Source organism: Hymenobacter elongatus (assembly GCF_004745955.1).
Taxonomy (GTDB): domain Bacteria; phylum Bacteroidota; class Bacteroidia; order Cytophagales; family Hymenobacteraceae; genus Hymenobacter; species Hymenobacter elongatus.
The window spans coordinates 17,770-35,089 of the sequence record NZ_SRLD01000012.1; the positions used below are offsets into that span (position 1 = coordinate 17,770).

16 protein-coding genes are annotated in these 17,320 nt (G+C 56.8%); 11 read left to right on the forward strand and 5 right to left on the reverse strand.

The window, feature by feature from the left end:
- The first annotated feature begins 155 nt into the window (after window positions 1–155).
- Both E5J99_RS07690 and E5J99_RS07695 read left to right on the forward strand, forming a co-directional pair.
- Complete coding sequence (locus E5J99_RS07690) at window positions 156–1,307, forward strand: HlyD family secretion protein (RefSeq protein ID WP_135497140.1); 1,152 nt, start codon at window positions 156–158, stop codon at window positions 1,305–1,307.
- A gap of 59 nt (window positions 1,308–1,366) precedes the next feature.
- Window positions 1,367–3,571 (forward strand): peptidase domain-containing ABC transporter, encoded by a 2,205-nt coding sequence (locus E5J99_RS07695; protein WP_245318789.1) that lies wholly within the window; start codon window positions 1,367–1,369, stop codon window positions 3,569–3,571.
- A 96-nt stretch (window positions 3,572–3,667) separates the two neighbouring features.
- Here the strand turns inward: E5J99_RS07695 and E5J99_RS07700 are convergent, their stop codons facing one another.
- Together E5J99_RS07700 and glmM are read right to left on the reverse strand one after the other, a co-directional pair.
- A complete protein-coding gene (locus E5J99_RS07700; protein WP_245318791.1) occupies window positions 3,668–4,852 on the reverse strand; it encodes a cysteine desulfurase family protein in 1,185 nt (394 codons plus the stop codon).
- A 108-nt stretch (window positions 4,853–4,960) separates the two neighbouring features.
- Complete coding sequence (gene glmM / locus E5J99_RS07705; RefSeq protein WP_135497141.1) at window positions 4,961–6,355, reverse strand: phosphoglucosamine mutase; 1,395 nt, start codon at window positions 6,353–6,355, stop codon at window positions 4,961–4,963.
- A 144-nt stretch (window positions 6,356–6,499) separates the two neighbouring features.
- On the opposite strand from glmM, the gene mazG reads away from it, so the two are divergent.
- The 9 genes from mazG (at window position 6,500) to E5J99_RS07750 (ending at window position 14,689) form a co-directional block, all read left to right on the forward strand.
- Window positions 6,500–7,345, forward strand: a complete 846-nt coding sequence (mazG, locus tag E5J99_RS07710) for a nucleoside triphosphate pyrophosphohydrolase (protein WP_135497142.1) — start codon at window positions 6,500–6,502, stop codon at window positions 7,343–7,345.
- Window positions 7,346–7,611: 266 nt separating this feature from the next.
- Window positions 7,612–8,484, forward strand: a complete 873-nt coding sequence (locus E5J99_RS07715; RefSeq protein ID WP_245318793.1) for a MotA/TolQ/ExbB proton channel family protein — start codon at window positions 7,612–7,614, stop codon at window positions 8,482–8,484.
- Between the two features lie 68 nt (window positions 8,485–8,552).
- Window positions 8,553–9,176 carry an ExbD/TolR family protein gene (locus E5J99_RS07720; RefSeq protein WP_135497143.1) on the forward strand — a complete coding sequence of 208 codons (624 nt, stop codon included), beginning with the start codon at window positions 8,553–8,555 and terminating at the stop codon, window positions 9,174–9,176.
- A 12-nt stretch (window positions 9,177–9,188) separates the two neighbouring features.
- A complete protein-coding gene (locus E5J99_RS07725) occupies window positions 9,189–9,713 on the forward strand; it encodes an ExbD/TolR family protein (protein ID WP_135497144.1) in 525 nt (174 codons plus the stop codon).
- On the forward strand, window positions 9,710–10,537 hold the full coding sequence (locus E5J99_RS07730) for an energy transducer TonB (protein WP_245318794.1): 828 nt from the start codon (window positions 9,710–9,712) through the stop codon (window positions 10,535–10,537). The genes E5J99_RS07725 and E5J99_RS07730 overlap by 4 nt, the downstream gene beginning before the upstream one ends.
- A gap of 222 nt (window positions 10,538–10,759) precedes the next feature.
- Window positions 10,760–11,590 carry an energy transducer TonB gene (locus E5J99_RS07735; RefSeq protein WP_135497145.1) on the forward strand — a complete coding sequence of 277 codons (831 nt, stop codon included), beginning with the start codon at window positions 10,760–10,762 and terminating at the stop codon, window positions 11,588–11,590.
- 224 nt (window positions 11,591–11,814) lie between these two features.
- A complete protein-coding gene (locus tag E5J99_RS07740) occupies window positions 11,815–12,072 on the forward strand; it encodes a hypothetical protein (protein ID WP_135497146.1) in 258 nt (85 codons plus the stop codon).
- The gene (locus E5J99_RS07745) at window positions 12,062–13,021 is read left to right on the forward strand and encodes a PstS family phosphate ABC transporter substrate-binding protein (RefSeq protein WP_245318796.1); all 960 of its coding nucleotides are present in this window, start codon (window positions 12,062–12,064) and stop codon (window positions 13,019–13,021) included. Before E5J99_RS07740 ends, E5J99_RS07745 begins: the two co-directional genes overlap by 11 nt.
- Window positions 13,022–13,072: 51 nt before the next feature.
- Window positions 13,073–14,689 carry a tetratricopeptide repeat protein gene (locus E5J99_RS07750; RefSeq protein WP_135497147.1) on the forward strand — a complete coding sequence of 539 codons (1,617 nt, stop codon included), beginning with the start codon at window positions 13,073–13,075 and terminating at the stop codon, window positions 14,687–14,689.
- Window positions 14,690–14,765: 76 nt separating this feature from the next.
- On the opposite strand, the gene E5J99_RS07755 is transcribed toward E5J99_RS07750, so the two are convergent.
- The 3 genes from E5J99_RS07755 to E5J99_RS07765 form a co-directional block, all read right to left on the reverse strand.
- A complete protein-coding gene (locus E5J99_RS07755; protein ID WP_135497148.1) occupies window positions 14,766–15,827 on the reverse strand; it encodes an RluA family pseudouridine synthase in 1,062 nt (353 codons plus the stop codon).
- An 87-nt stretch (window positions 15,828–15,914) separates the two neighbouring features.
- Window positions 15,915–16,541, reverse strand: a complete 627-nt coding sequence (locus E5J99_RS07760) for an OmpH family outer membrane protein (RefSeq protein ID WP_245318798.1) — start codon at window positions 16,539–16,541, stop codon at window positions 15,915–15,917.
- Window positions 16,542–16,592: 51 nt separating this feature from the next.
- The gene (locus tag E5J99_RS07765) at window positions 16,593–17,285 is read right to left on the reverse strand and encodes an OmpH family outer membrane protein (RefSeq protein WP_135497150.1); all 693 of its coding nucleotides are present in this window, start codon (window positions 17,283–17,285) and stop codon (window positions 16,593–16,595) included.
- Window positions 17,286–17,320: the final 35 nt, after the last annotated feature.

Below are 17,320 nucleotides of genomic sequence, written 5' to 3' on the forward strand. Positions count from 1 at the left end.
AACACTTTATATTGCATGAATTATCAAAACCATTTTAGTAACGATTTGATAACAATCTGGTCATCACAGACTGGAGAATACAGTTTGGCAGCCAGCTTCTTTTCCGCCTGCCCACGACCAGCCTGCCCCGCTTCTTCCCATCCTTCACGCACTCTATGCCCAACTCTTACCCCAAATTCGACAGCTCAACCTACAATCACCTAGCGACATTTTCCTACCGCAGCAAAGCCGTATATCTGGCGGCCATGCTGGGTATCATTCTCCTGCTGGTTTCCCTGCCGCTCGTGCGCATGAGCGTTTCGGCGCAAGCGCCCGGCATGCTGCGGCCCCTGGCCGAGAAAACTGAGGTCCGCCCCCTAGTAGCGGGCACCATCACCAAGCTGCTGGTACGCGAAAACCAGCAGGTGCAGGCCGGCGACACGCTGCTGCTGCTGCAATCGGGGGCTATGCAGTCCCAACTAGCCCTGAACGCGCGGCAGCAGGCCGAGCACGCGGCCTTCGTGCAGGACCTGGCGTGGCTGGTACAGCACATGGCCGCCCCGGCCGGGGGCCTGCGCACTCCACTCTACGGCCAGCAAGCCGCCCAGTACCAGACCCAGCTCCAGCAGTTTCGGAACCAGCTCCAGAAAAGCAGCCGCGACGTGGCCACCAGTCAGGAGCTGTTCCGCGACAAAGTCATTGCCCGCGTGGAGCTCGAAGACAAGACCTTCGCCCACCGCAAGCGCCTCGACGAGGCCCGGGTGCTCACCGAAACCCAGCGCAGCCAGTGGCAGGCCGAGCTGGCCAGCCACCGCGCCGCCCTGGCCGAGCTGCGCGGGCAGCAGCAGCAGCTGGGCCTGGAGCGCCGCCTCTACTGCCTGCGCGCCCCCGTGACGGGCACCGTGCAGCAGCTGGCCGGCAAGTACGTGGGCAGCTACGTGCAGAGCGGCGAGCTGCTGGGCACCCTCTCCCCCGACGGCGACCTGCTGGCCGAGTGCTACGTGTCGCCGAAGGACATCGGCTTTATGCGCGTGGGCATGCCAGCCCGCTTCCAGGTCGATGCCTTCGACTACAACCAGTGGGGCCTGGTGGAAGGCCGGATTACGGACGTATCGCGCGACTTCGTGCTGGTCAACAATGAGCCCGTGTTCAAGGTGCGCTGCCAGCTGAGCCGCGCTTTCCTGCAGCTCGACAACGGCTACCGCGGCACCCTGCGCAAGAGCATGACGGTGCACGCCCGCTTCCTGCTGGCCCGCCGCACGCTCTGGCAGCTGCTCTTCGACCGCGCCGACAACTGGCTGAACCCGACCCAGGACGGCGTCAGCTAGTCCCGCTTTTTTGCCCCCTTCCCTATTCCTGGCTTCGACCGGGCCTTATCCTATTGCTCATGCCCCTGAATACCTCCATCCGCCAGCGCGACGCGGCCGACTGCGGCGCGGCCTGCCTGGCATCCGTGGCTGCCCACTACGGCCTGCTGCTGCCCCTGGCCCGCGTGCGGCAGCACACGCCCGTCACGGCCCACGGCACCGATATGCCCCACCTGCTGAAGGCCGCCGCCAAGCTCGGCCTGGAAGCCCGCGGCGTGCAAAGCGACTTAGCTAATCTGGCCGGGGTGCCCCTGCCCGCCATTGCGCCCATCGTGCTCAATGAAGACGATTCGGTATGCCGCTACGTAGTGATTTACCGGGTGGGAAAGCGCCGTATCACCTACCTCGACCCCGCCGACGGCAGGCGCCACCGCCTGCGCCTGGCCGACTTCGCCCAGTACTGGACCGGCACGCTGCTGCTGGCCCGCCCGGATGCGTCCTTCGAGGCCGGCAACCATAAAAAATCGGTACTCGGGCGCTTCTGGGAGCTGGTGCAGCCCCACGGCTCCATTATCACCCAGGCCCTGGTGGGCTCGGTGCTGTACACGGTGCTGGGGCTGGCCATGTCGGTGTTCGTGCAGAAAATCGTAGACCACGTGCTGGTCGACGGCAACCGCAACCTGCTGAACCTGCTGGGCCTGGGCATGGTGGTGCTGCTGGTGTTTCAGGTGTTTCTGGGCACCATGAAAAGCCTGTTTGCCCTCCAGACCGGCCAGCAGATTGATGCCCGTCTCACCCTGGGCTACTACAACCACCTGCTGCGCCTGCCCCAGACCTTCTTCGACTCCATGCGGGTGGGCGAAATCATTTCCCGCCTCGACAGCGGCATCAAGGTCCGGGCCTTCGTGAATGAAACGGCCCTGAACCTGCTGGTGAACCTGTTCATCGTGGTGCTCTCGTTCGGGCTCATGTTTACCTACTACTGGAAGCTGGCCGCGCTGATGTCCATCATTCTGCCCCTGTACGCGGGTATCTACTGGGTGCAGAACCACCTGAACCGCCGTTCCCAGCGCCGCCTGATGGAGCAGACAGCCGAAATGGACGCTCAACTGGTGGAGTCGGTCACGGGTATGGGCACCATCAAGCGGCTGGGCATGGAAAGCTTCGCTAGCGAGCGGACCGAGGCCCGCTTCATGGGCCTGATGCGGGCCGTATCCGTATCGGGCCGGCAGGGCATTCTGAGCAACGCGGCTACCGAGTTCGTGTCGCAGCTGTTCCGCATCGGCCTGCTGTGGGTGGGCTCCTACTTCGTGCTCGACCACGAGCTGACGCCCGGCGAGCTGCTGTCGTTCTACGCCATCGTGGGCTACTTCGCCGGCCCGGCCACGGCCCTGATGGGCGCCAACAAGTCGGTGCAGGATGCCCTGATTGCGGCCGACCGGATGTTTGAGGTGATTGACCTGGAAGCCGAGGCCCAGGACCAGAAAACGGAGCTGACGCCCGAGCTGGCCGGCGACGTGGTGCTGCACAACGTTTCGTTTGCCTATCACCCCGGCCTGCCGGTGCTGCGCGGGCTGAGCCTGCGGGTGCAGCGCGGCTCCATCACGGGCATCGTGGGTGAAAGCGGGGCCGGCAAAACCACCCTGCTGTCGCTGCTGCAGGGCCTGTACCCGGTCGAGGCAGGCAGCATCACCATCGGCGGCCTCGACGTGCGCCACCTGCACCTGGGCAGCCTGCGCCGGGTGGTGGGCATCGTGCCCCAGCAGATTGACCTGTTCTCGGGCTCCGTGGCCGACAACATCACCATCGGCGACCCGCTGCCCGACATGGCTCGCGTTATCACGCTGTGCCGGGAGCTGGGCGTGCTGGCCTTCATCGAGCAGCTGCCCCACGGCTTTGCCACCCAGCTGGGCGAGCGGGGTGCCGGCCTCTCGGGCGGGCAGAAGCAGCGCCTGGCCCTGGCCCGCGCCCTCTACCGCAACCCCGAAATCCTGATCCTGGACGAGGCCACCTCCTCCATGGATGCCGCCGCCGAACACTACGTGCACGACACGCTGCTCCGCCTGCGCGACGCCGGCAAGACCATCATCATCATTGCCCACCGCCTGAGCACCGTGGCCCACGCCGACAAGATTGTGGTGCTGGCCGACGGGCAGGTAAAGGAAGAGGGTGCCCACGCCCAGCTCCTGCACGACGGCGGGGCCTACGCCGGCCTCTGGCAGCAGCTCATGCCGGGCTCCGCGCCCGTGGTGCCGGTACCGTCCCGGGAAGCGGCCACGCCCTAGGCTGGCACTACCCAGACAAACGAAGGTCGCCCCGGCGGAGCCAACTCAGCTAGCTGAGTTGGCTCCGCCGGGGCGACCTTCGTTTGGGGCTTATATCTACGCCGGCACCTTGCGGTACATCTTGGCCAGCTGCTCCACAGCGTAATCTACTTCGGGAGCCGTGTTGTACTTGCTCATCGAAAACCGGATAGCTCCCCGCTGCGGGTCGCAGCCCAGGGCTGTCAGTACGTGCGAGCCGGCATCGGCCCCGCTGCTACACGCCGAGCCGCCCGATACCGATACCCGACTGATATCCAGATTGAACAACAGCATCTCGTTGAGGGCCGACGGTGGCAGGCTCACGCTCAGTACCGTGTACAGGCTCTGGTCGGTAGTGGCCGAGAGGCCGTTGAACCGCACATCCTCGATTTCGGTGGTCAGCCGCGAAATGAACCGTTCTTTCAGAGCCTGAATGTGCTGCCGATGGGCTGCCATATCCCGGCAGGCAATTTCCAGGGCTTTAGCCAGCCCCACGATACCATACACATTCTCCGTTCCGGCCCGCACGTTGCGCTCCTGCGACCCACCATGAATCAAGGGGCTGACCTGCACTTCCGGCCGCCGATACAGGAAGCCAATGCCCTTGGGGCCATGAAATTTGTGCGCCGAGCCTACCAAAAAGTGGGTTTTGAGCTTCTGCACATCGTGCTGATAATGCCCCATCGTCTGCACCGTATCGGTGTGAAAAATGGCTTTATGCCGCTCACAAATGTCGCCGATAGCAACGATGTCGTTCAGGTTCCCGATTTCATTATTAGCGTGCATCAGGCTCACAAATGAGCGGTCATTAGCAGCTAGTAATTCATCTAAGTGCGCCAAGTCAAGCTGGCCCTGCGCATCATGTCGCAAATAGCTTAGCGTGATGTCGCCGGTTTTTTCCAGCGCCTGCAAGGTGTGCAGCACCGCGTGGTGTTCGAGCTTGGACGTAACAGCGTGGCGCAGCCCCAGCGTCCGGACACTACCGAAGGCCGCGTAATTGTCGCTCTCGGTACCACCAGATGTAAAGGAAATTTCGGCGGGCGCGGCGTTAATCAGGTGCGCAATGGTCTTGCGGGCATTCTCAATGGCTGCCCGCACCTTGCGGCCGTGGCCGTGGATGCTGCTGGGGTTGCCAAAATGCTCGAGCATAAACGGTAGCATGGCATCCAGTACTTCCGGATCGAGGGGCGTAGTGGCCGCATTATCGAAATAGACGGCCAGTGGAGTGGCCGTGGAGGCGTGCGAATCGGAGTGGTGAGGCATACGCGCAACGAGGGAAAAGTGGAGAGCCGCGCGGAGCACGGCCGCACAAAAATAAAGGATTCCGGCTTGGTAGCCGGAATCCTTGACAACTGCTCGGCAAAAAGCCCTTTAGCTCTTCACCGATATAATCTCCTTGATGTCGGCAATGATCTTATTGGCCAAATGGTCGGCGGTAGCATTGGAGTCCGACTCGGCATAGATCCGGATAATAGGCTCCGTATTTGATTTGCGCAGATGCACCCACTCTTTATCGAACTCGATTTTCACCCCGTCGATGGTATTCACTGGCTGCTTAGCGTAGCGCTGCTCCATCTGGGTCAGCACTGCATCGGTGTTGATTTCCGGCGTCAGCTCAATCTTGTTCTTCGAGATGAAATAGCCCGGATACGAAGCCCGCAGCCGCGTCATGGTCAGGTTAGACTTGGCCAGATGACTCAGGAACAGTGCAATACCGACCAGAGAGTCGCGCCCGTAGTGCAGCTCGGGGTAAATGATGCCACCGTTGCCTTCGCCACCGATAATGGCGTTGGTTTCCTTCATCTTGGTTACCACGTTCACCTCGCCTACCGCTGCGGCGGCGTAGTGTCCGCCGTGCTTCTCGGTCACGTCGCGCAGGGCGCGAGTGCTGCTTAGGTTACTCACCGTGTTACCACCGCCATTTTGCTGCAGCACATAGTCGGCCACGGCTACCAGCGTGTATTCCTCGCCGAACATCGTGCCGTCCTCATTCACCAGCGCCAAGCGGTCAACGTCGGGGTCCACCACAATGCCCAGGTCGAAAGAGCCTTTCTGCATCGTCTTGGCAATTTCGCGCAGGTTTTCGGGCAGCGGCTCGGGGTTGTGGGCAAAGTCGCCGGTCGGCTCGCAAAACAGCTTCTCGATGATTTCCACGCCCAGCTGCTCCAGCAGCATCGGCACAGCAAAGCCGCCCGTAGAGTTCACCGCATCCACCACCACCCGGAAGTTCTTGGCTTTGATAGCCGCTTTATCAACCAAAGGCAAAGCCAGAATAGCGTTGATGTGCTGCTGCAAAAACGTGTCGTCGGTGGTGTAGCTGCCCAGCTTGGTGACGGGCGCAAAATCAAACGACTCCGAGTCGCCCAGAGCTAGTACCTGCTGCCCGTCGGCATCTGAGATAAACTCGCCTTTGTCGTTGAGCAGCTTCAGCGCGTTCCACTGCTTGGGATTGTGCGAAGCGGTGAGAATGATGCCGCCGCCCGCTTTTTTAGCCGGCACCGCCATTTCCACGGTGGGTGTGGTGCTCAGGCCCAGGTCGATGACGTGGATGCCCAGCCCGCGCAGGGTGCCTTCTACCAGCTTGCTCACCATTTCACCCGAAATGCGCGCATCACGGCCGATGATAATGGTGTTGTTCTGCGTTTTCTCCAGTACCCAGGTGCCAAAGGCCGCTGCGTACTTTACGATGTCAATAGGAGTCAGGCCTTCGCCTGCGGCACCACCTATGGTGCCCCGGATGCCGGAAATTGATTTAATAAGTGCCACAAGCAATGTCTGGTTTGAGAGTGCAAAAGTAGAGAAATGACCCTGCTTTTCTAGGAAAGTATTTCCGTGCCCGAGGTGTGGTGCCCACACCCCGGCTCTACATACGTATACCCCGGCCGGCTTGGGCACCGTATATTTGGCTCAATGGAAACACAACACGCTATGCCCCCCCGGCGCGCCGAGCAGCTAGCCGCCTTTGGCCGTCTGCTCGACGTATTGGAGCGCCTGCGGGCCGAATGTCCCTGGGATCAGAAACAAACGATGCAGAGTTTACGTCATCTTACTATTGAGGAGACGTATGAACTCTCCGACGCCATCCTGCGGGATGACCTCGCGGATGTGAAGAAGGAACTCGGCGACGTGATGCTGCACCTCACGTTCTACGCCAAAATAGCCGCTGAAACGGGCCATTTTGATATTGCGGACGTACTCGATGCGCAGTGTGAGAAACTCATTTTCCGTCATCCTCATATCTATGGCGACACCGTCGTGACGAGCGAAGAAGACGTAAAACGCAACTGGGAACAGCTGAAATTGCGGGAAAAAGGCAACTCTTCGGTGCTGGGCGGCGTACCGACTTCCCTGCCAGCATTGGTAAAGGCCATGCGGATTCAGGAGAAAGCCCGAGGCGCGGGCTTCGACTGGGACAAGCCGGAGCAGGTCTGGAAAAAGGTGCAGGAAGAGCTGGCCGAATTTGGGGTTGAATACGCCCACGCCGACCCGGCGCAGCGCAACCAGGAACAAGCGGCAGCCGAGTTCGGCGACCTGCTGTTTTCGCTGGTCAACTTCGCCCGGTTCGCCGGTATCAACCCGGAAGAAGCGCTGGAGCGGACCAACCGGAAGTTCATACACCGCTTTCAGTACCTTGAAACCGAATCAGCCCGTGATGGTCACCGTTTGGCCGATATGACCCTGGTCCAAATGGACATGTACTGGGAACAAGCGAAAAAAATGAACTTAAAGAAGCAAGAAAACGAAAACCAGAAATAGCCTTTTTTTAAGTCCCAACCCGCTTTGAAGCGTTTAAACGCATTTTCCATTTGGCAGCACGTAGGTTTTTATTTAGGTTTGCCAAGGATACTCTGATTTCGGAACGGGCCCCGCGCACGAGCAGACCCACACTTTGCCACCCCGGTGGCTGCCAAGTGTGCGGGTGAGCGGGGCGCTGCTGTCTTCAGAATATGCGGTTTACAATCTTCACTTTTTTCACCTTCGAGTTCAACCTTTCACCACCAACCCACTAATTCTCCGGAACAATGGAACAAAAGAATGCCATGAATAAAAACGTGCGGCCCACCGCTCCCGCTGCTCCCCAGGGCGAAGCGAAAGGCGGTTCCGCGTTTGCCGCCATCGTGATTCCACTGGCGTTGATCGTATCGATTATCATCTACAAATTCGTTTTTGGCAACCCCGGTAACTTCCAGGGCGGTAACTCAGAAAATCACCCCCTGCCCGGTAGCTACCTCGGTATTATCTACAAGGGTGGTGTGATTGTACCCATCTTGCTGACTATGTTCCTGTTGGTAATTACCTTCTCGATCGAGCGTTTCCTGACCATCAGCAAGGCAAAAGGCACCAAGAGCATCGAAGCGTTCGTACGCTCGATCCGCCAGAAGCTGAACGTGAACGACATCACCGGTGCCGTAGCCGCCTGCGACCAGCAGAAAGGCTCGGTGGCCAACGTGGTAAAAGCTGGCCTGATAAAGTATCAGGAAATGGCTCGTGACCGTGGCATGGACAAGGATCAGAAAGTATTGGCTATCCAGAAAGAAATCGAGGAATCGACGGCTTTGGAGCTGCCCATGCTGGAAAAGAACCTCGTTATCCTGTCTACCTTGGCTTCGGTATCGACGCTGGTGGGTCTGCTCGGTACGGTGTTCGGTATGATCAACGCCTTCTCGGCTCTGGCAAACGCCGGTGCTCCGGATGCAGTAGGTCTGGCCAACGGTATTTCGGAAGCCTTGATCAACACGGCTCTGGGTATCCTGACCTCGGCCCTGGCTATCATTGCCTACAACTTCTTCACCAGCAAAATTGACGAGCTGACCTACAGCATCGACGAGGCTGGCTTCAGCATCATTCAGACGTTCGCGGCGCAGCACGGCGAAAAAGAAACTTATACTGCTTAAGCTGCGGTTCTCGCACTAAAGCAGCGTTTCGCAACGTTTCTGAATAAAGCTACCTAACCACGCTCGAAATGCCCAAAGTAAAACCCCACAGAACGTCCCCGTCGTTGGATATGACTCCGATGGTGGACTTGGCATTCCTGCTGGTGACCTTTTTCATGCTCACCACCAAGTTCGCTCCCGAGGAAGCTGTAGTGGTGGATACTCCCTCCTCCACTTCGGAGATTCGCTTGCCTGAAAGCCACGTTATTACGATTTCGGTGGACAAGGACAAGCGGGTATTCTTCGGAATGGATGACGCGAAGCCCAAGATTGACATGCTGACCCGAGTGGGTGCCAAATACGGAGTAAGCTTCACGGCTGCTCAGGCAAAGACCTTCTCGAATCTGTCAAGCTTCGGCGTACCGGTACAACAGCTTCCCGACTTCCTCAACCGCGACAACGAGCAGCGTAAAACCGTCAAGCAGTCCGGCATTCCCGCCGACTCCTTGAACAACCAGTTTATCGACTGGGTGGTTGAAGCACAGGCCGCCAGCCGGAAGGAGTTCAACAAGCCCGCCTACATCGCCATCAAAGGCGACGGTAATGCGGACGTACCCACGGTGAAGAAAGTCATCAAACTGCTGCAGGATAAGAACATCAACCGTTTCAACCTGATTACCGATTTGGAGTCCAAACCGGTAGCCGGCAAATAACCGACCCCAGCCATGTCAGAAATACAACAACAAGCTGATTCCGGTAAGGGCGGGAAGAAACGGGCCAAGAAAATGTCGACCAAAATCGACATGACCCCCATGGTTGACTTGGCCTTCTTGCTGCTCACCTTCTTCATGCTGACCACCACGTTCAGCAAGCCCACGGTGATGGACCTCACGATGCCCGTGAAGCCCAAACCCGGTGACCCGCCGATTGAGCTTCCGGCCCGCAATGCCTTCACGGTTATCCTGGGCGAGAGTAACAAAGTTTTCTACTACGCTGGGTTGCTACGCGAAGGCGAAGCTAAACCAGAGTTGGTAGCAAGCGATTATTCCGCCAATGGTATCCGGAAAGTATTGTTGGAGCGTAAGCGCGCTAACAAAGACTTGGTTATCCTGATCAAACCGGTTGACAAGTCGAATTACAAGAACATGGTCGACATCCTCGACGAGATGAATATTACCAACCAGAATAAGTACGCGTTGGTAGATATCTCGAAAGTGGACGAGGACTTGATTAAAAGCTCAGGGCTATGATGGATAACACGCAATTGGCCAAAGCGTCTTTCAACGACATTGTCTTTGAAGGACGAAATAAGGCCTACGGAGCTTATGTGCTCCGGCGGTTGTACGGCAAGCACATCACCCGCGCGCTTCTCCTCGGTATTGCTCTCTTGGCTCTTATGGTAAGCTTCCCGCTCATCGCGCGAATGTTTGCCGACGACAAGAAGGTAATAGATGATAAGATGTTGAAGCAGAACGAGCTGATGGAAGCTCCACCGCTGGACGAAACCAAGCCGCCGCCGCCGCCCCCACCACCGGAGGCGCCACCACCGCCACCACCGAAGCTTTCGACCATCAAGTTTACCCCGCCCGTTGTAAAGAAGGACGAAGAGGTAAAGAAGGTGGAAGAAGTACCGGACGTGGAAGAATTGAAGGAAAAGGTAGTCGCTACCGAAACCGTCAAGGGCAACACCGACAACCCAGCCGACTTGGCTGGCCTGGAAGGTGAAGGCAACAAGGTAGTAGAAGAGGTCGTTGAGAATAAGGTCTACACCTATGTAGAGCAAATGCCAACTCCTCCCGGCGGTATGGCCGGTTTGCTCGCTTATCTGGGCAAAACCATTAAATACCCCGCTTTGGCGCTGCGCAACCAGGTTGAAGGTAAAGTATTCATCAGCTTCGTGGTGGGCCCAACGGGCAACATCACGGATGTGAAACTGACCAAAGGCATCGGTGCCGGCTGCGACGAAGAAGCAATTCGCGTTATCAAGGCCATGCCAAACTGGACGCCTGGTAAGCAGAACGGCCGTCCGGTAAGTGTCTCGTACACGGTTCCGGTGACTTTCGCCATCCGTTAAACAGTTTCTTCCAGCCTTCGGCCGGAAGCCCAAAAGCCCGAATTGAGCAGCTGCTTAGTTCGGGCTTTTTCGTGTGAAAAGAATTCGGCTAGCCGCATACTTTTCTGCTTCAAGCTGGCGTTTTACCCCTGAAAGCCAGCAGCATGAAGGAGTGAGGAGTAGGAATGGCTTGGATACTGCGTGCCTGTGATTTCCGTTTCACCTTTAGCCCCTATCCTGCCCATGAGCATTCTCAACCTGCACACCGCCTCTCTGGATCAAATCGTCTTTGAGGGCCGCAACAAAGCCTACGGCGCCTTCGTGCTACGCCAAGTGTATAACCGGCACCTGGCACGGGCCCTGGCTATTACCGTGGCTTTATGTCTGGTACTCGTCAGCATTCCGCTGGTGGTGCAGCGCCTCTGGCCAGCAGCAGTACCCCTGGCCAAGGATCCGTTGAAGGATATGATACAGCTGACGGACGTGGTTATGACCCAACCAAAACCGGCTCTTCCTGCTACCCCAGCAGCTCGTGCGCAACCAATGGCAGTTGTCACTCCACAGCCGGCGACGACGCTACAGAAAGTAGTGCCAGACGATGCACTGCTGAAGCCACAGCCGACCACGGACGCTGTTATAACCAATGATAATATTCTGGCGGATATCGCGCCGAGCGGGGCGACGACAGCAGGAACGGGCGTGGGCACGCCGGGGGCGGCAGGTACCGACTCGGGGGCCGCTACTGTAGCGCCGCCAGCCAAGCCATTCGTGTACGTAGAAGTAATGCCGGAATTTGCGGGCGGAATAAGCGCATTGCGCCAGTACATGCAGCGTAATCTGCACTTTCCCCGCCAAGCATTGGCCGCCGCTATATCGGGCAAAGTGTTCGTGTCCTTTACCGTGCAGGCCGACGGCTCTATTTCGGATGTGCAGGTATTGAAAGGCCTGGGGTACGGCACCGATGAAGAAGCGGCCCGAGTGGTAAGCAATATGCCCTCCTGGACGCCCGGCCGGCAGAACAGCCGCCCCGTAGCTGTACGCTACACCTTGCCCATCACGTTTCAGTATGAATAGGCATCTGATAAAGTACCATACCTAAGACTTCATCTTCAGAGCTTTAGTTGATTTGATGTTTTATATATAGTCAAAAATCAGGTGGTATACTGTATACCGCCTGATTTTTGGCTTTTTTTGTAGGATAGCTTTTTTACGCTTTCCCGGCAGCCCGGGAGGCTTGAACGAACGGGAGAGCGGTAGTTTTACGTTCTACGCTCAGACTCTTTTCTTTTGCACACTCTATGCTTAATAATTCAACTACTGAGGAACGGCTGAACCGCAAATCACCCCAACGGCTGGTGCAGTACTTCACGCTCGCCATGGCGGTCATCTACACTGGTCTAGGGGTGTTGCTATGGCTGCCGATGGCAAACATAGTTTCGCTGCCCACCACCACCCGGCGCATTTTGGGGGCGGTGTTCGTTTTTTACGGAATCATTAGATTTGTTCGCACTTACCGGCAGCACTTTCAACGAAACAACTCCAACGATGCGCGTTAATATAAAAGCAGCCAGCACCGTACTACTGTTGAGCGGCACGCTGTTCGGTGGCTGCAATCAGGCAACGGGTCCGATGGAGGACAGCTCGGATACGCCAACCAGCGGCGCTATCAACATCAGCGTGGATGAGACGTTTGAGCCGATTCTGAAGTCGCAGATAGATACTTTCCAAAAGCTCTACCCAGCGGCGCGGGTTACGGCTGCTTACAAGCCCGAGGAGGAAGTAATGCGGGATTTGCTGGCCAACAAAGCGCGCGTGGCGGTCCTATCGCGGCAGCTGAACCCAGCGGAACAAGCAGAGTTCGAACGGCTTAAAATCGTGCCGCGCACCGCCCGCCTCGCCGTCGATGGGCTGGCTATTGTAGTACATCCCAGCAACCCCGACTCGATGCTTACGGTAGCGCAGCTACGGAGTATTTTTATGGGCAACACCCAGGAATGGTCGCAGGTCAGTGGCAAGAAAGGGCTAGGCAGCATCAATGTAGTATTCGACACGAACCGCTCCAGCACTACGCGCTACGTTCAGGACTCCCTGCTTCAAGGCAAGGCGCTTACTAAACGTGTTTTTGCGGCCAAATCGAACCCGGCGCTACTAGATTACGTTGCTACTCATCCTAACACTATTGGTATTGTGGGGGTAAACTGGATCAGTGACCGGGATGACAAGGCGGTACAGGGCTTTCTGAAAAATGTGCGGATTGTGAGCGTCAGTGCCCAAGCTAATCCGCAGAAGCCCGACGACTACGTACAGCCTTATCAAGCCTACCTGGCACTGAAAACGTACCCGTTGCGGCGCGAGGTATATCTGATCAGCCGAGAAGCCCGCGCTGGGCTTGGCACCGGTTTTGCATCCTTCTCAGCGGGTAACAAAGGCCAGCTTATTGTCCTCAAGTCCGGGCTGGTTCCGGCAACGGGCCAAATGCGGATTATCGATACGAATAAGCGCTAGCCTTACTTTTTGTCTTTTCCTTAACAACGCTTTCCACCAAACCTTTTGCTCATGAACTTCAAGCCCTGGAAGCTTTCGCTCCTCGCTGCCTTGTCTGTTTCCGGCTCTGCCGCTTTTGCTCAAACCGCACCGAGCGCCCAAAAATCAATTGAACTGGGCCGTTATAATGAAGCCCGCGCAGCCTTGCTGCGGCAGGGTTCGTCGCCGGAAGTATCTTTCGAGCTTGGTCGTTTGTACCAGATGCGGGAATTGCCGGATTCGGCAGCTTACTACTTCAACCGGATTCCACTGAACCCGAAGGATGCTACTACCATGGTAGCAGCGGGCCGGGCCGCTTTGGCCCAAGGCAAAACGGCTGAAGCTGAAATTCAGTTTGACAACGCGTTAAAAGCCACTAAGGGGCGGGACGCGAAGGTGCTGACGATGATTGCGCAGGCGTATGCCGAATCGAACGTCAAGGATGTAAACAAGGCTCTTTCGTATGTGGAGGCCGCCCATAAAGCCAATAAGCTGAAGGACGACCCAACGCTGATGATTGCTCGGGGTGATATTTACCTGAAGCAGGAAAATGGCGGCGGCGAAGCAATGAACAGCTACGACAGAGCGACGCTAGCCGATCAGAACAATGTATTGGCTTACTACCGCAAGGGTCAGCTGAACGTTCGTTCGCGCAACTACAATGAGGCCCGCACGGCTTTCGATAAGGCTATCAGCCTGGACCCTAATTACGCTCCGGCATATAATGCCTTGGCTGAGACCTATTTCTACGCCGGCAAGTACGACGATGCATTGTCTAACTTCCAGAAGTACACTGGCTTAGCCGAGAAGTCATCGGATACGGATGCAAAATATGCGTCCTTCCTTTTCCTGACCAAGAAGTATCCAGAGGCGTTGACGGAAGTACAGAAGGTGCTGGCCCGCGACCCCAACAATGTGACGATGAACCGTCTGCTGGCTTATTCGCTGTATGAAACCGGCAAGAATGAGGAGGCCATTGTAGCCATGGACAAGTACATGAAGATAACCCCTGCTGAAAAAGTCATTAAGGAGGACAACGTGTATTACGCCAAAATGCTGGCTAAAGCGGGCAAGGGTGAGCAGGGCATTGCAATGCTGCAGAAAGCCATCCAAGCTGACCCAACAAACGTGGATCTGCAAAACGATTTAGCACAGGCGTACTCGTCGTCGAAAAACTATCCGATGGCCATTGCCACCTACCGCGCCAAAATGAAGGCGACAGGAGGGGGAGAGCTGACGGATCAGGTGTTGCTGGCCCGTGTGTATACCAACAATAAGCAGTATACGCAGGCCGACAGCCTCTACAACATCGTACTGACGGCAAAGCCCAACTATGTACCTGGCTACCTCATGCGGGCCCAAGCCAACTACGGTCTTGATCCGGACTCCAAGCAGGGCTTGGCTAAGCCTTACTATGAGAAGTATGTTGAAGTAGCCAAGGCTGACCCTGCCAAATACAAAGACGGCTTGGTAGAGGCCAACAGCTACCTGGGGTACTACCACTACCAGAAGGGCGACAAGACTACTGCTCTCCCCTACTACCAGCAGGTACTGGCTCTGGACCCCGCCAACCAGAATGCCAAAGCGGTGGTTGACAGCATGAAGGCCCGGCCGAAAACGGCAACCAAAGCACCTGCGAAGAAGAAGTAACCACTTGCTTCGACTCAACTAAAAAGCCTGCTCCACTAGCGTGGGGCAGGCTTTTTTGGCATCATATGGTTCTCTGTTAGCTGTCGTGGGTGGCATACTGCTCCCACTTAGCCAACACCGATGCAAAGTCAGCAGGCAGCTCTGAGTCGAAGTGCGCGGGTTCATGCGTAACCGGGTGCACCAGGCCCAGGGACTTAGCATGCAGAGCCTGCCGGGGCATCAGTTGGAAGGCTGCCTCTACAAACGCCTTGTAAGTCCCCGTGCGCTGACCATATAGTACTTTGTCGCCGCCATAGACAGCATCGGAGAACAAGGGGTGCCCGATATGTTTCATATGCACCCTAATCTGGTGGGTGCGGCCCGTTTCCAGGTTGCATTGCAGCAAGGCTACATGGCCGAACGTTTTGAGCACCTTGTAATGCGTCACAGCGTGCTTGCCCTGGTCGCCATCAGGAAATACGGCCTGCACCTTCCGATCCTTCACACTACGCCCGATATGCCCCCGTATTGTGCCTTCCGATTCTTTGGGGATTCCCCAAACCAGCGCCAAGTAGGTCCGCTTGATAGTGTGATGGAAAAACTGCTGCGACAAATGCGTCATGGCCCACTCCGTTTTGCCGATAACCAGTAAGCCGGAAGTATCCTTGTCGATACGATGCACGAGGCCCGGCCGAACTTCGCCATTGCGGCCGGTCGGCAAGTTGCTCAAGTGGTGTGCCAAGCCATTGACAAGTGTGCCGCACCAGTGCCCAAAAGCCGGATGCACCACCATACCCGCTGGCTTATTAACGATCAGGAAGGATTCATCCTCGTAGGGAATGTCCAGCTCCATCGGTTCGGGCACTACGCTAACATCGCGCGGCGGCCCAGGCAGCGTCATCGTTATAAGATCGAGCGGCTTAATGCGGTAGTTCGACTTTATGACCTTACCGTTCACCTGCACGGCCTCGGCCTTGATGGCATTCTGAATCTTGGTGCGGGTAGCGTTCGAGAGCCGGTTCATCAAGAACTTGTCAATCCGAATCATCACCTGCCCCCGATCCACGATAAGCCGGTGCTGTTCATAGAGTTCATCCCCGTCTCCGTCTTCTTCGTCGGGCAGGTCAGGGTCGGGCAGTAGAGAGTCGGCGGCAAGCATGGAGGGTAGCAACTTGAGGGTACTGAAATGAAAATAAGAAAGCCGGAGCCTAAGGCCCCGGCTTTCTCCTCAGAACAACAGCGTGAGCTAGTTCTTCTTGGTTTTTACTTTGGTTTTGCTCGGAGTAGTTGTGGCAGCGGGAGTAGCAGTCGACGCGGCCGGCGTTACTTTAGCGGCAGCAGCGGCACCAGGCGTCACGCCCATTTTCTTCAGCACCAGATCCGAGATGTCACCTTCTTTGGGGCCGTGCAGCAATACCGGGCTGGCACCATCTGAGTTCAGCACATACGTGTAGCCGTTCTCTTCCGCTACCTGGTCGATGGTCTTTTGCAGCTTATCCAGGGCCGGCTTCAGCAGCGTCTGCTGCTTCTGCTGCAACGACTGGTCGGCGCTGCGCTGGAACTCCTGGATGGAAGACTGCAAGCCCGTCAATTCCTTCTCTTTATCAGCCCGCACTACCTCCTGCATGGTAGAAGCACTTTTCTGATATGCTTCGGCTTTGGTCTGATAGTCGGCATACTTGCTCTTTAGCTGAGCTTCAAGCTGGGTGCTATACGCTTTCAGATCCGATTCGATCTGCTTGCTTTCCGGCATCTGGCTCAAGACGTACTCTACGCTGGTGTAGCCAATTTTCAGAGGGGCCTGCGCTAGTGCCGAGGTGGCCGTGCTGAGCGTGAGGACGGCTACAGCCAGGGCAAGACGGATTTTGTTCATGATGTTCATTAAGAGGAAAAACTTTCGGGGAAGTAGATTACGAAGGCAAAGTTAATTTTTTCGGCTCGCCGGGCGCGTATTTGTTGAGCGCGTAGGCTGGCGGGTCTTACTTGCCGGAGCAGCGCTTCCGTCCGAGTCCGTAGCCGCGTCAGTTTCAGCGGCTGGTGTTTTGGGAGTCGTGACCGTGCGTACGGCTCCTTTTTGCCCGGGCTGATTGCGGTCTTCAGAAGCTAAACCCAATTCTTCCAGCACAAATTCCGTGTAGTCATGGATTGGGTTGGTGTAGAGCATCGTCAGATCCCCGGCCTTGTCGAAGACAATGCCCAGCTGTTTTTTCTTGGCTACTTTCTCAATCGACTCGAACACCTGATCCTGCACGGGCTTGGTAAGCTCCTGACGCTTCTTGAACAGCTGCCCTTCGTAGCCAAATATCTTGTTTTGGTACGCCTTGACGTCCTGCTCCTTCTTGAGAATCTCGTCTTGCCGCTTTTTCTTCATCGGCTCCGTCAACAGTACTTCCTCGACCTGATAGTTACGATATAGCTTGTCAAGGTCTTTTTTCTGGCTCTCAATTTCTTTCTGCCAGTTTCCCGACAGCGTGTTCAATTCCTGCTGAGCCTGTGCGTAGGCAGGCATCTTGCTCATCACAAACTCGGAGTCGACGTAGCCGAATTTCTGGGCTACTGCAGCCGGCGCGCTCAGGAGGAATGCTGCTCCCAAGAGAAAAGAATGAAGCTTTTTCATGTTCGGGTAGAGAAAGTAGCTGGCGGCGCAGCCTG